The 13,031-nt window shown below is 30.1% G+C and carries 12 protein-coding genes; 9 read left to right on the forward strand and 3 right to left on the reverse strand.

Annotated elements, in window-relative coordinates; translation table 11 throughout:
- Window positions 1–147: 147 nt before the first annotated feature.
- Window positions 148–1,347, reverse strand: coding sequence for a response regulator (locus GM3708_RS08350; RefSeq protein ID WP_066345541.1), 1,200 nt, complete (start codon window positions 1,345–1,347; stop codon window positions 148–150).
- A 160-nt stretch (window positions 1,348–1,507) separates the two neighbouring features.
- On the opposite strand from GM3708_RS08350, the gene GM3708_RS08355 reads away from it, so the two are divergent.
- The 7 genes from GM3708_RS08355 (at window position 1,508) to GM3708_RS08385 (ending at window position 9,520) form a co-directional block, all read left to right on the forward strand.
- Entirely contained in the window at window positions 1,508–1,846 is a 339-nt protein-coding gene (locus GM3708_RS08355; RefSeq protein ID WP_066345542.1) for a hypothetical protein, read from the forward strand.
- A gap of 66 nt (window positions 1,847–1,912) precedes the next feature.
- Window positions 1,913–3,046, forward strand: coding sequence for a CO2 hydration protein (locus tag GM3708_RS08360; protein WP_066345543.1), 1,134 nt, complete (start codon window positions 1,913–1,915; stop codon window positions 3,044–3,046).
- 47 nt (window positions 3,047–3,093) lie between these two features.
- On the forward strand, window positions 3,094–3,843 hold the full coding sequence (locus tag GM3708_RS08365) for a hypothetical protein (protein ID WP_066345548.1): 750 nt from the start codon (window positions 3,094–3,096) through the stop codon (window positions 3,841–3,843).
- Window positions 3,844–3,857: 14 nt separating this feature from the next.
- Window positions 3,858–4,673 (forward strand): ATP-binding protein, encoded by an 816-nt coding sequence (locus GM3708_RS08370; protein ID WP_066345549.1) that lies wholly within the window; start codon window positions 3,858–3,860, stop codon window positions 4,671–4,673.
- 151 nt (window positions 4,674–4,824) lie between these two features.
- Window positions 4,825–5,691, forward strand: coding sequence for a hypothetical protein (locus GM3708_RS08375; protein ID WP_066345550.1), 867 nt, complete (start codon window positions 4,825–4,827; stop codon window positions 5,689–5,691).
- A gap of 114 nt (window positions 5,692–5,805) precedes the next feature.
- A complete protein-coding gene (locus GM3708_RS08380; protein ID WP_066345551.1) occupies window positions 5,806–7,932 on the forward strand; it encodes a hypothetical protein in 2,127 nt (708 codons plus the stop codon).
- A 424-nt stretch (window positions 7,933–8,356) separates the two neighbouring features.
- Window positions 8,357–9,520 carry a glycosyltransferase gene (locus tag GM3708_RS08385; RefSeq protein WP_066345552.1) on the forward strand — a complete coding sequence of 388 codons (1,164 nt, stop codon included), beginning with the start codon at window positions 8,357–8,359 and terminating at the stop codon, window positions 9,518–9,520.
- 93 nt (window positions 9,521–9,613) lie between these two features.
- Here GM3708_RS08385 and GM3708_RS08390 read toward each other — a convergent pair whose 3' ends face one another.
- On the reverse strand, window positions 9,614–10,057 hold the full coding sequence (locus GM3708_RS08390; protein WP_066345556.1) for a dTDP-4-dehydrorhamnose 3,5-epimerase: 444 nt from the start codon (window positions 10,055–10,057) through the stop codon (window positions 9,614–9,616).
- 181 nt (window positions 10,058–10,238) lie between these two features.
- Here GM3708_RS08390 and GM3708_RS08395 point away from each other — a divergent pair, with 181 nt between their 5' ends.
- Window positions 10,239–11,114, forward strand: coding sequence for an energy-coupling factor transporter transmembrane protein EcfT (locus GM3708_RS08395; RefSeq protein WP_066345557.1), 876 nt, complete (start codon window positions 10,239–10,241; stop codon window positions 11,112–11,114).
- Window positions 11,115–11,378: 264 nt separating this feature from the next.
- A complete protein-coding gene (locus GM3708_RS08400; protein WP_066349382.1) occupies window positions 11,379–12,062 on the forward strand; it encodes a PEP-CTERM sorting domain-containing protein in 684 nt (227 codons plus the stop codon).
- 73 nt (window positions 12,063–12,135) lie between these two features.
- Here GM3708_RS08400 and GM3708_RS08405 read toward each other — a convergent pair whose 3' ends face one another.
- A complete protein-coding gene (locus GM3708_RS08405) occupies window positions 12,136–12,966 on the reverse strand; it encodes a thermonuclease family protein (protein WP_066345558.1) in 831 nt (276 codons plus the stop codon).
- Window positions 12,967–13,031: the final 65 nt, after the last annotated feature.

The following is a 13,031-nucleotide window of genomic DNA, read 5'->3' on the forward strand; positions in this document are numbered from 1 at the left end:
ATTTGTTTATTTTTTTATTTTCTCAGTAATAGTTATTATTTGACAATATATTCCTTTATTTTGTTACTTTCTGCTTTATTTCTATGACTAAACTATCATTTTTTGTTAATCACTGATAGCTCGAAAATAGTAGTTTATAGTTAATTGTTAAGATACTGACAATCGTAGATGTTTACGAATAGTTTCTAACACTAAAGCCGTATCTACTGGTTTACTGATAAAATCTGATGATCCTACCATTTTAGCCCGAACTCGATCAACTAAACCATCATTCCCTGTTAAAATCACAATGGGTGTATGCTTGAAAAAAGTTAATTTTCTGAGTTGACTACAAATTTCGTAGCCATTAGCATTAGGCATGATTAAGTCAAGAAATATTAAATCAGGTTTTTTCGCTAATAAAACAGCGATCGCTCTCAAAGCATCATTAACTCCAATAAAGTTATAACCAGCACTGGTGATAATTTTTTCCATGGTTTGACAAATGAGAGGACTATCATCAACACAGGCAATAGTGATTTTCTGATTATTTAAAGTCTCGTCATCAAGACGGTGAATAGGTAGTTTTGGCTGTTCAAGGTCTGATATTTCGATTAAACGTACTAAACCTCTTTGTACATAAGGTAGTAAAGATCTAGTCACCGTGACAACATCTCTTTTCATTCTTACGGATAAATCTCTTAGAGTTTGTTGTCCATCTAATAATTGACTGAGGGTTTGATATATTTGAGGATTCGTTTGTTGTTCTAATTCTTGAGGTTGAGTGATAATGGGAGCCATATCAGGGGAACGATCGGCAATTTTTGCAGACTGCCATGCGTGCCATCCTTTTTGTGCTTCAATAATAACCTGTTCAGCATCTATTAAGACTAAACGAGTGGAAAAAGGTAAATTTTTATCTGGTTTGAGTTCACAAGTAACTTGCACTGCTTGAGTAACATCAAACAACACCTCAACTATATTTTGACGAATCATTTTAGCGGCTTGTTCGAGGGTTACTTTTTGTTGCTCCACCCAAAAACATAATAATTCATATTCCCAACAATTATTATACTCATCTAATTCTAGGCGATCGACATCTCCCTGAATCGCCGACATATTATTCGGAACATGAGGCAAATGTGCTACGAGATTACGTCGCCATCTTCTGACAGGGTGATTTCCTCCAGTGGCATAAACTAATCTACCCAAATAGAGATAAAATACCCACTTAGCTTGTCTTGGACCTGTCAGCAAAAGTTGACCACTAAAACGAGGTTGCTTAAGATTTTCAAAAAATCCCGTTTGTTTTAGGGCGGTAAACTCTTTAAAGGGGATAGGATTAGACGTGTTTTCGTTAGAAGTCATTGATTCCTACTCAATTATATGTACTGACAAATCGATCTAATATATTAAAGGTTATCATAATTTTTAAAATAAAGGAATAAGTAACCAATATTTAATTGGAAGATTGTTTTCTGATGATAATATGAACAAAGTTTCTCAATCATTCAAATAAATCTATTTTATGAGTCAATTTACTATTAATTTGCTTCAAGGTGCTGTTTCTTTTAATTTTAGTCTTGATGCCGCAGAAAAACTAAAACAAGAAATCACTCTTTTAATGCAAAGTCTTAAAAATCTTGTTTTACAAGCTAAATTAGGTGGTAAACCTATCCCTGAGAAGCCGATGGAATATCAACATACAGGAGATGTTTTTTTGGAAGTATTTTGTAATCCTAATATTTATCCTAATGCTTTTTCTGCCAAGGTTTTAGTTACCGTTAGAGATGATCGTTTAAGATTGACTTCTGAAGCAGAGTTAACTCGTTTAATTGAAGATTTAGAACAATACTTGAATAGTTAACAATCCATAATTGATGATTTCATAATATAAAATCTTATAAATAAATTTACTTATTACTTAAATTATATGGTAGCAACTACTCTTAACCCTTCAAAACATCCTTTAGCTGAGTTTATTCATAGTTTAGAATCAGGTAAAAGTTTACTAAAAGATAGTTCTGAAAATGTTCTTGAGGTTGTGGGAATTTTAAAGTCTTATGGCATAGTTTTAGATGCTTATTCTAATAATCTTAATTACATTGCTGAACATCAATTTTTAGTTTTATTTCCTTTTTTTAAATATTTTAATGGTGATTTTTCAAATAATAAATTATTGCGTCATTGGTGGCACGATCGCATAAATTTTGAATATGCTGAATATTGTATGCGTGCAATGTTATGGCATGGAGGCGGTAAGTTAGACGAATATGTAGATAGTGCAGAATTTGCCGAAGCAACCAAACAAGCTATTTCAGCTAAATTAAAAGGAAATCCCGTTATTTTAGGCTTAAATAAGCTATTTCCAGAATTTTTGTCAGAACAAATCAAAATGCTAACTTATTATTCAGCATTAGGACAATTTTGGCGGGTAATGAGTGATATGTTTCTCAGTTTATCGGACAGATACGACAACGGCGAAATTAACTCAATCGAAGAAGTTGTTAAACATATTTTAGATGCTTTAGTAGCGGATGCTAATAAGCCCATAACTTATGCGGTGGAAATTAAAGGCAAAATCTACGAATTAATTCCCAAAAAAGCAGGATTAACGTTTCTGATGGATACAGCAGTACCTTATGTGGAAGCTGTTTTCTTTCGTGGAACTCCATTTTTGGGCACAGTCTCTTACAATGCTCAAGAAAATCAAATACCCTATGATCAATCATTATTTACCTATGGTGCATTATATGCTGATCCTTTACCCGTCGGTAGTGCTGGAATTCCCCCTACATTATTAATGCAAGATATGCGTCATTATTTACCTGAGTATTTACATGAGGTCTATAGAAATACTTCACGAGGTGATGACGATTTATTAGTCAAAATTTGCGTTACTTTCCAAAAGTCTATGTACTGTGTAACTACAGCCGCTATTAGAGGATTAGCACCCTATGATTTAAACACTAAAAACATAGAAGAAAAACAAGCTAATCGGAAATATTTAGAAGGATGGATGAATCGCTTTATTTCTTCTCGTATTTTAGATGTAAATAAAAATTAACCAAGAGATTAATTGATCAATAATTGTTACCTTAAAGGAGGTATATTTTGGGGGTAATTTATATAGGTGATAGGGCAGCTGGAAAAACTCATTTGGCTTTAGAGTTAGCAAATCCACAGAGTCATTATGTCAAAGTAATAGCACCAGATTATCAATATATAAAAAGTCTTTTATATGATGAAAATTTGCAAAAAACAAAACCAACAGAGGCTTTTAAATCTGTCTATGATCAATACTTAAATGTAAGAGTACAATTACCCACAGGAAATAAAGAAATTAACTCTTATTGGTTAGATACAGCAGGAGAAATTTGGCGAAAAAATTGGCAAACAGAAAATAACTCTCAATGGCAAGAATTTTTAACTAAAATTAGAGAAAGTGAGGGAATTTTGTTAGTACTTCCTCCTTATCGTCAATTAGTTCATGATCAATTCAATAGAGAAGATTTTATTACTCAACAACAATGGTGTAATCGTTTTCAAAGATGGGTTGATTTTTTTCGTTATGATTGTCCTAAAATTCGCCATTTATTATTATGTTTAAATAAGGCAGATTTATTTTGTAATTTACAGCAAGAAGCTAATATTTTAGGTTATATTCCCAATAGATCTCATTTTAATTGGCAACAGCGAAATCAATATGTTTATGATCGCTATTTTAGCCCTATTCATCCTCAAATTAGAGAATTAAATAAGAGTATTTCTGGTTTATCTGTTAAATTTTTTATTACTAGCATTTATAATAGAAGTTTGCTAGAATTACCTTGGCTTTATCTGGGCAGTTTTTTATCGAAATAAGGAATTAATTTTTTATGGGCAATATTGTTGTAATTGGTCCTCGTCTTTCGGGAAAAACAACGTATTTAGCGGCGTTATCTTATTTACCTGCTTTAAGAAGTCAGAAAGGAAAAGACAATAATTTTAAAATTCAACCTCTTAACGATGAATCTAGGGATTTAGCAGAAAGTGCTGAAAATATCCTTGTAGAAGGGGCAACTTTTGAATCTACAAAAATAGCAGAAGGTGGTGTTGATAGTTTACCTTATTACTCATTTCAATTACAGGTCAAAAAAGGACTATTTAAAAAAATTGAAAATATTCAATTGAATGTCAGAGATTATCCTGGGGAAGTCTTTGAAAAAATTGCTGATCGAAATTTATCTGATGAAATTCATCAAGAATTTATAGACGAATGTTTAATGGCAGATGTGAGAGGTTGTTTAATTTTATTTACTCATTGGGAACATGGTACTGATAAATTTTATTATAAGGTTATGAGTCAATTTATAAAATTAATGGATGAAAAACAAAGGACTCAAAATTTAAAATTAGCGGTGGTAATGAGTAAGTGTGAAAGAGGCGAATTATGGCCCGGAAGAATAGATCCTGAAACGGATTTATTTGGTATTCATTTACCTCGAACAAAAACAATTTTACAAGATAGTATTAATCCTAAAAATTTGCGGTTTTATGCCCTTTCAACCTTCGGAGTTTTACACAAAAATGATCCTCGTCCGAATAGAATAGATCAAGCTGGAAGTAATGGCTCAGAATCAGTTTTAAGAGAGCCAAATAGTTGGCAACCTTATAATTTAATTGAACCTTTATACTGGTTAAGTAAAGTCTAAATTAATTACAAAATATATTTAATATCAATATTCAAGATAATATCTAAGATGAAATAAAATTAATCAAAATTTAACTTTTAATAATTATTTTATTTAAGCAAGATTTGAAAGATTTATAAAATAATCTTAGGAACTTTTTATAATTTATTTTATGTTTAAAAATATCCTTAATAAACTTAGTAATAAGTCAGAATATGTTGAAGAAAATGCTTCTATTCGAGTAATTGGCGATCGCCAGTCAGGAAAAACCAGCTATATGGCATCTCTTGCTTACTATCCTAATGCCAGTAGCGATAGTTTTGTACAAAGTATTATTCCTATTGGTGAAGACGCAGAAAATTTAGTTACTCAAGCTCAAAATATCCTCGAACAAGGACTAGAATTAGAACCAACAATGTTAAATGCAAATATTGATGAGGTTAAAGATTATACTCTGAATATAACTTTAGTAAATCAAGTAAAATTAACGATTAATTGTAAAGATTATGCTGGGGAATTTTTCTCTGATTTAATGTATAAAATAGGTGATAGTTTGCTAGATGATTACTTAGATGATTGTCTTCAAGCCACTGGAATTATGTTATTAATTGATGGCACATCTCACCGAAAAGATAGCGAATATGCCAACGGCTTAGACAAATTTTTATTAGCTTTAAATCAAGCAGATTTAGACAAAGGAAAAAGAAGAATTGCCGTGACTTTTAGTAAATGTGAACAATCTGAATTATGGATAAATCGTCAATCTGGAGAAAAAATTGCTAATAATCGTTTCCCTCAACTTTATCGGCGACTACAAGCATGGCAAAAAATGAAAATAGGAGAAGTCTCTTATTTCACTACCTCATCTTTTGGAGTCTTAGGAAGTCAATTTCCTGAGCCAAATTCTCAAAAAATAAGTAGAGGAAGAGAAGGCACAAAATCGATTATCAAAAATCCTCGCCGTTGGCGCCCTTATGGTTTAGTATCACCAATTTATTGGCTTTGCACTGGTAAACGTAATGCAAAATTAGAGGAATAAATTATGATATTTATGATTATTAAAAAAACTTAAATTATTAACTCAAAATTTTGTTGCTTTTTCGGGAGATATAGAACAAAAGTTAGAAAAATAAAGATCAAAAATCACAAAACTATGGATAAACAAATAGAAATTCACGAATTTAGTACAGGTATCGTAGTTGAAATAAAACCCGATGGTAGTTGGTTTTCAAGGGGGTTTACGGGGCGTTACATGAATCAGACAATAGATCCTATTCCTAACCCCATCCAAGAAGCCATTAGTAACCGATTGTTTGCCATTGCTGAAGGTGCATCTAGTGAAACTTCATCTCTTATCGGTAGGGAAGTTGGCAGTAACGATGAAATTTGGTCAGTAGTGACAGTTGTAAACAAAGCGAGGGACGAATCTCGGAGTTTTTCCGCCTATCGTTATTTTTGTATTGAAGGAAAGGGCAATATCAACAAAATTCTGCACTTTTTAAACAAAAATCCCCTCAAATTTAATCCCCTCGACGTTAAAACCATTGATAACCCTCATTTACTCACAGATAACCCTGAAACTAAAGTACCCTTGGACAATTTTCAAGACTTATTCACCGATTCTCTACCCGTTATTGTACCAAGCGATCGCACAAGTTCACCAATTATTATCAATCGTATAGCGGAAGAAATAGCTGGAGATGGTTTGATAGCATGGGCATATAATGTACAAGCAGTGGAAACTCTCCGTAGTTTTTATGTTATTAAATGTAGTGATGATAAAGCGGAAGAAATTATCAGGAAAAATTTAAGTAATCAAATAACTTTAAATCACCCTATTTTTGAAGAGCAAAAAATTAAAATAGCAATAACTGCTTTATGTAAACGTAATAAAATTAAATTAGAATATATTAAAACCATAGAAGAAGCTTTAATTAATCCTAATATTAACGATAAATTTTGGCATAGTATTTTTGATGGACAAGGATTAAAACAAGCTAAAATTCAAGGAATTTATAATGATGAAATGACTAGACTTTTTACTTTACAAGCCTTAATTTTACCTGACACCTTACCAGAATTTTTAACATGGGTGAAAAACATCAAAAAAGAAGAATTTTTAGTAACTTCTAATAATTTTCAATGGGAGATATTAAAAGTTTTTACCACAGAATTTAAGTCAGAATCTTTTGTCAATAAAATAGAAACAGCAGTAGAATCAATTATTCTTAAATTGTTAGATGATAATACTTTAGTCAATGAAGTTATTTGGCTATTAAAATCAGATAAAAGTCTATGGGGATATTTTTATATTAATCGTATTAGTAAATATATTGATCATGATTTACAATTAATGAAAAGTTATGTAAAACAAAAAGAAATTAAACATAATTTTCAATTAGTGGAAGAAGAATCATGGTTAAAAGTTGCAGATGAATTAACGATTGCTTGGCGTTATGGTAGATTTAAACCCATTAATAAATATCAAGTATTGGTGACATTATTTGATGGATTAAATGAAGCTAAATTTGCTTTATTATTTGCTCATTTTGCTTATGATAAAGTACCAAAGTCTATATTTAGTAAAGTAAAATCTATCAGTTTTGGTACTAATTTTTATCATCAAATTTACGATGTTAAAGTCTATAGAGAAGTTGGTGGTTTTGAACAATTTTTATTAAATTCAATTAAATTTGTAAATAGAGAGATAGATATGAAACTTTGGACTGTTATTATTTTAATTATTATCTCTGGATTAACTGGTTTCACTGCTAGAGTTTTTTTATTTCAATCAAAACTAGAAAAAACTGCTAATAAGTTTATTGAGAAACAAACAGCATCTATCACAGATAAAAAAGAGTTAAAAGTTGAAAAAACTAAACTCAGAGATAATATAGAAAAAGCTTTTAGTGAAGATAAAAATAATCTAATTAGTCAGGTTTTAGAGTGTTATCCTAGTGTTGAAAAATGTGAAGTAAAAAATAAATCTAGTGAGCAAATTAAAACAGCTTTAAGTAAATTTGAAGCAACTAGAGGAAGTATTTTAACGATTCAAAATATAACTAAGAAAGATGATAATAATATGCAAGAAAAATTACGAAAAATATTAAAAGAAGATACTTTAAACTATACAGAAACTATAAAAAATAAGAATGAAAAAGATCAAGAAAAATGGGTAAAAGCTATTTATAAATATCAATTTGATAATGGTTTATCTCAAGATGGAATTATTAGTGAAAAAGGTCAAACAATCAAAAAAATACAAGAGGAAATAGAATAAACAAAATAGTGATAATGACAAAGTTAATATTTTTTTTGTACATTTTCTATCGATGGATAAAGAGGCTTATATAAATTAATAATAATATCAAACAAGAAATAAACACCACAATACAAAGTTTAACATGAAAGTAAATTTTAGAATTTAACATATTTTAATCTTTGAAAATACTTTTGCTAATCCTAAAGTAAATAAATGCAATACTTTTAAAAATTAATTAGTTTTGAAAAAAAATATTATATATTGTCTTATTTCTTAAAGAAAATTAAGAAAAAAATTAACTTAACCAATATTCAGACATCATCAAAATTTATTTAAAAAAGATATTTATTTCTCTGAAATGATACAATCTTTTTATTGACACTTTTATCTATTATTTCCATATTATATTATCGATCAATTTAATACGATCGCATTTTATGCCATGACTAATAAAACCAAAATATCTGTTTTAATTCCCGATTTATCATCTCAAGGTACAACTAGAGGCTATATCATCGCCCAAGGTTTGCAAAAATTAGGTTATGAAGTTAGAATTTTCGGTTTTTTATATGGTAAACAGATATATCCTCAACCGCCTTATTCTTTGCCCATTACCTATTTTCATGGTGTAAATTTGCCTAGTTTTGTGAAAACAGCATTAAATTTGATGAAAGAAATTGATGGAGATATTTTGTATATAATTAAACCTCAATTAAGTAGTTTTGGTGTCGGATTAGTTAAGGCGTGGCGTAGTAAAAAACCGATAATTTTAGATATAGATGATTGGGAAATGGCATATTTTGGTGGCGATAATTGGCAATATCAGGGAAGTTTAATTAATGATGTTTTGGTTAGTAATAGTGAATTGAAAAAACCTCAATATCCTTTATATATTAAGTGGTTAGAAAAAGCCATTGAAAAAGTAAATGGTATTACCCTTAGCAGTAAATTTTTAGAATATCGTTATGGTGGTACTTATCTTCCTAATGTAAAAGATACCGAATTATTTGATCCTCATAAATTTGATGCTACTGATATTCGAGCAAAACATGGCTTATTAAATTATAAGTTATTGATGTTTACAGGTACAGCAAAACCAGATCAAGGATTAGAAGATATATTCACCGCCTTAGATAGTTTAAATCAAGATGAGCTGAAATTGGTATTGATAGGAGGTAATCAAAATCAATCTTCTTATGTAAATACTTTAATTGAAAAATGGGGAAATTGGATTATACAAATACCTCCTCAAGCCTTTGATGATATGCCAGAATTTATTGCGATGAGTCATATTATGATGGTGACACCAAGGGAAAGTTTAACTACTGTGGCTAAATTTCCTTTAGAATTGATTGAAGCCATGACGATGGCAAAACCAATTATTGCTACTAAAGTCGGAGAAATCCCCAACATTTTACAGGATACAGGATATTTGATCGAACCTCAAAGACCAAATGCGATCGCAGATACAATTCGAGAGATTTTCACTGATTATCCTCAAGCTGAGATTAAAGGTAATTTAGCAAGACAACGTTGCATTAATAACTATAGTATGGATAATCTTACCAAAACCTTAAAACAAGTTATAAATTTAGTGTTTGCTTAAGTTTAGTATCCTCAATCTTTGATGATATAACAGATAAAAATTGCTTTATAACTCTGTGAAAATAACTTATAAAATGTTTTCCTAAAACCTATCTTAACTAATTAAAGAATGTAAGTTAATTTCATCGAATAAATGTCTAACACTATCTAAATCATAAGGAAAAGGTTTTCTTATAGGTTGATAATCCTTCGGGTGACTTTTGCCGTGACGCAATACTGCATTCACTAATAAACAAGGTTGATTATTAAAATTAATAGCGGCATGAGGAATACCTGTGGGTATAGTTACCACTTGAGGATTATCTTCTCTTAAATGTATATATTGATATTGCCTATTTTTTAAAATGACTAAAACAAAATTACCTTTAACTACTAATAATTGATCTGTTTGAAAATGATGTACAAATAAATCATCGATACTTTGAGGCGGTATTTGCACTAACATAGTTTCATGACTAAATTGAGGAGTATAAAATTGAGACATTCCTCCTTGAATTGACTCTAATTTTTTAAGTTCAACTTTTTTTCTTAATGTCATTTTCTTGTCTTTCACCTCCGATGCTTTTTTCTAGTTTAGTCGAAATGAATGTAAAAAAATGTTGCATAATTTACGAAAAAGTCTGAATTTATGATATAGCAGTGAAATATTGACAGTTAAGCATCGACAATGAATGATTGATAAGTAGGTCTTAATTTTCAATTCTCAATTAATTTAATTTATGGATTTATTACGATCGCTTCCCATTGGATTATACTTAGAAAAACCTTTAACATGGCTACATAGACTCGATCCGAGAGTAAAATTAGGATGGTTAATGAGCCTTATACTTACGCCTCTATTATCAAATCCTTACTGGCGTATTTTTTTAGTCTTATTTTTAATAATTATCACCAGTTTAGCTTTGATTCCTTGGCGAGTACAAAAAAAACAGATGAGTTGGTTATTATTTTTTTCTTGTCTAATTTTTGTGATGACATCTTTTGCACCCGATGGTTTAATTATTACCCATCAACCGAGATTACCTAATAGTGATATTATTATTAATCAACCTACAGATTACCAATATATTTTATATCAAATTGGTAACTTCAAAATTACTCGAAGATCTTTAGATTTAGCAATTAAAGTTAGTACTTTAATTTTTACTTTAATATATAGTAGTAATTTATATTTATTAACCACTGCACCTGAACAAATCACTGCAGGAATAGAAGAATTATTATTACCTTTCAGAAAGTTTAAATTACCCATTACTGAGATAGTTTTGACTTTAACTTTAGCCTTAAGATTTATTCCTTTAGTATTAGAAGAAATCCAAAATTTAATTAGATCAATTCGCACTAGAGCTATAAACTGGAAAAAACTAGGAATTAAAAAAAGTCTAAAAATTTGGTTAATTGTAGTAGAAAGACTATTAGAAAATATCCTTTTAAGAGCAGAACAAATTGCTATTGCGATGGAAGTAAGAGGGTTTACTACTCCTAATAAACATCAAGTACAATGGCATCAATTAAAGTTAAGTAAATATGATTTTTTTGTTTTATTATTACTCTTAATTTTTTGGATAGGTAGATTAACGATAGGCAATGGTTAACTAAAGATGATCATTTTCCTTGAGTATTTTTCATAATCTTAATCAAAATGATGTAGGTATATTTGTAAAAAATTTTAGCTTTTGATGTATTTACGTGTTTATACTTAAAATGATCCACTTTAAAGTTAATTTAATCAGAGAAATAGTATTGATTTTAACATAAAGTACGTGAAAATATTTAATATATGCTTAAAATCTCAGTATATATATCTAAGTATGCATATAATGAACTTAGTCGAAATTAAATTTATTGTACATAAGATCATGATTACAAAACAAAATCTAGCCGTTTTGGCTGTAACAACTACAGTAATAGGATTAGGAGCAAATCCAGTTCACGCTCTTTCATTCAAGTTCGATGGTGTACGAACTGATAATGATTCATTCGATCTAACCCTGATCACTGATGATACCTTACAGACCTTAAGTTATCCTGCTTATACCGACCCCATCAGCGGTTTAACTTCACCAGCTTACACCTTTACAGGATATCTCGTCACGTCGGTGTCGGGGACATATTTTGAAGGGAACACGGCAAATCCGATTGACGGACTTCTTCCTGTTGGTTCTGGTGTTTTCAATTCTATAAACAACGATCCTCCTTTTAGCCCAGACATAATTGCCCACTCCCCTACAGATAACCTTTTCAACCCCAATGGTGGTTTTGCCCCAGGAGTATTACCACTAGGAAACACAGCCGGTAAATTTTCTTTTGGCGGTTTGGCTTTCAATGTCCAAGAACAAAATGGGCTAGAAGCCTATCACTTATTCACAAGGTCAGATTTTGGTCACTCAGACGGAGTGGGTTTTGATTATGCTGGCTGTCCTGGAAGTTGTAAAGGGGTTAAAAATGTTCCTGAACCTGTGACAATTTTGGGTTCATTTGTAGCATTAGGATTAGGTGGAGTATTTAAAAATAAAACAACTAAAAGAATAATAAATCTTTAAGCTAAAAAATGAATATTTAAAACTAATATGTTCTAATGTCTAATTAACAATTAGCAATTAATTCTTAAATTATTTATAAATAAACTAAATCTTCAGGTAATTCTGATAACTTAAAAATAGTATCTTCTTGAACAATAATATCCCGAAAAAGTTTTTTATTTTGAGCAGGTAAAATTAATACTTTTTCAGACTTGACTACGGAATGTTTAAATCCTTCTAATTCTTGATTTTTTTCTAAATAGCTTACAAGACGACGAAATAATTTCGGTAAAATAACGATATTTTTTTCTTCATCAAATAAATCCCAAACGTGAAATCCTTTATTAGTTGAATCGAATGCCCATATTCCTCGATTTTGTTTTCTAGCATAATTAACCGCTATCGTCATTTTTTTTCTTAAAGTCGGTGCTAAACCACGATAATAAGTGGGATAAGATTCTCCAGATAAAAGACTCTGATAATTAACAGAATTTAAAAATAAATCGATAGGTAAAAAGAAAATATCTCCATCCTTAGCATCAATTTTACCTTGAAAAACGAATCCTAAAGGTCTTCCATGTTGATCTGTTTTTTTTGCTAAAATAAAACCCTCAATATTATCTTTTGCTTTGATGATTAAATTCTTTTCTTCATCCCATTTTACTTCATCAATTTTTAAGTATTCCAACAAAAAATCCGCCGCACTTAATGCCCATTTTACACTCTGCTGACATTGACGAAAATGAGTTTCTAAACTATCAATACCTATCAATCTAATTTGTACATGATTATCTTCATTTAATTGTGGAGGAATACCGATTAATTTTGACCAATTTTCAGGATTATTAGCTTTAAAACGAATAGAATCACCATCAGGAGAATAGCCAACAACATGAAATGTGCCTTTGATTAATGTAAAAGACATAATTATCAATGTAGAGTGTAAGATTTAGACTTAATTATATTTATCATAACGATTTTCAAAATTAA

Origin of the sequence: Geminocystis sp. NIES-3708 (assembly GCF_001548095.1) — a bacterium.
In the GTDB taxonomy this organism is placed as follows: Bacteria; Cyanobacteriota; Cyanobacteriia; order Cyanobacteriales; family Cyanobacteriaceae; genus Geminocystis.

Coding starts and splice junctions, on each gene's coding strand:
- GM3708_RS08355 (WP_066345542.1), top strand. CDS start 1,508: ATGAGTCAATTTACTATTAATTTGCTTCAAGGTGCTGTTTCTTTTAAT.
- GM3708_RS08360 (WP_066345543.1), top strand. CDS start 1,913: ATGGTAGCAACTACTCTTAACCCTTCAAAACATCCTTTAGCTGAGTTT.
- GM3708_RS08385 (WP_066345552.1), top strand. CDS start 8,357: ATGACTAATAAAACCAAAATATCTGTTTTAATTCCCGATTTATCATCT.
- GM3708_RS08400 (WP_066349382.1), top strand. CDS start 11,379: ATGATTACAAAACAAAATCTAGCCGTTTTGGCTGTAACAACTACAGTA.
- GM3708_RS08370 (WP_066345549.1), top strand. CDS start 3,858: ATGGGCAATATTGTTGTAATTGGTCCTCGTCTTTCGGGAAAAACAACG.
- GM3708_RS08380 (WP_066345551.1), top strand. CDS start 5,806: ATGGATAAACAAATAGAAATTCACGAATTTAGTACAGGTATCGTAGTT.
- GM3708_RS08390 (WP_066345556.1), bottom strand. CDS start 10,057: ATGACATTAAGAAAAAAAGTTGAACTTAAAAAATTAGAGTCAATTCAA.
- GM3708_RS08405 (WP_066345558.1), bottom strand. CDS start 12,966: ATGTCTTTTACATTAATCAAAGGCACATTTCATGTTGTTGGCTATTCT.
- GM3708_RS08375 (WP_066345550.1), top strand. CDS start 4,825: ATGTTTAAAAATATCCTTAATAAACTTAGTAATAAGTCAGAATATGTT.
- GM3708_RS08350 (WP_066345541.1), bottom strand. CDS start 1,347: ATGACTTCTAACGAAAACACGTCTAATCCTATCCCCTTTAAAGAGTTT.
- GM3708_RS08395 (WP_066345557.1), top strand. CDS start 10,239: ATGGATTTATTACGATCGCTTCCCATTGGATTATACTTAGAAAAACCT.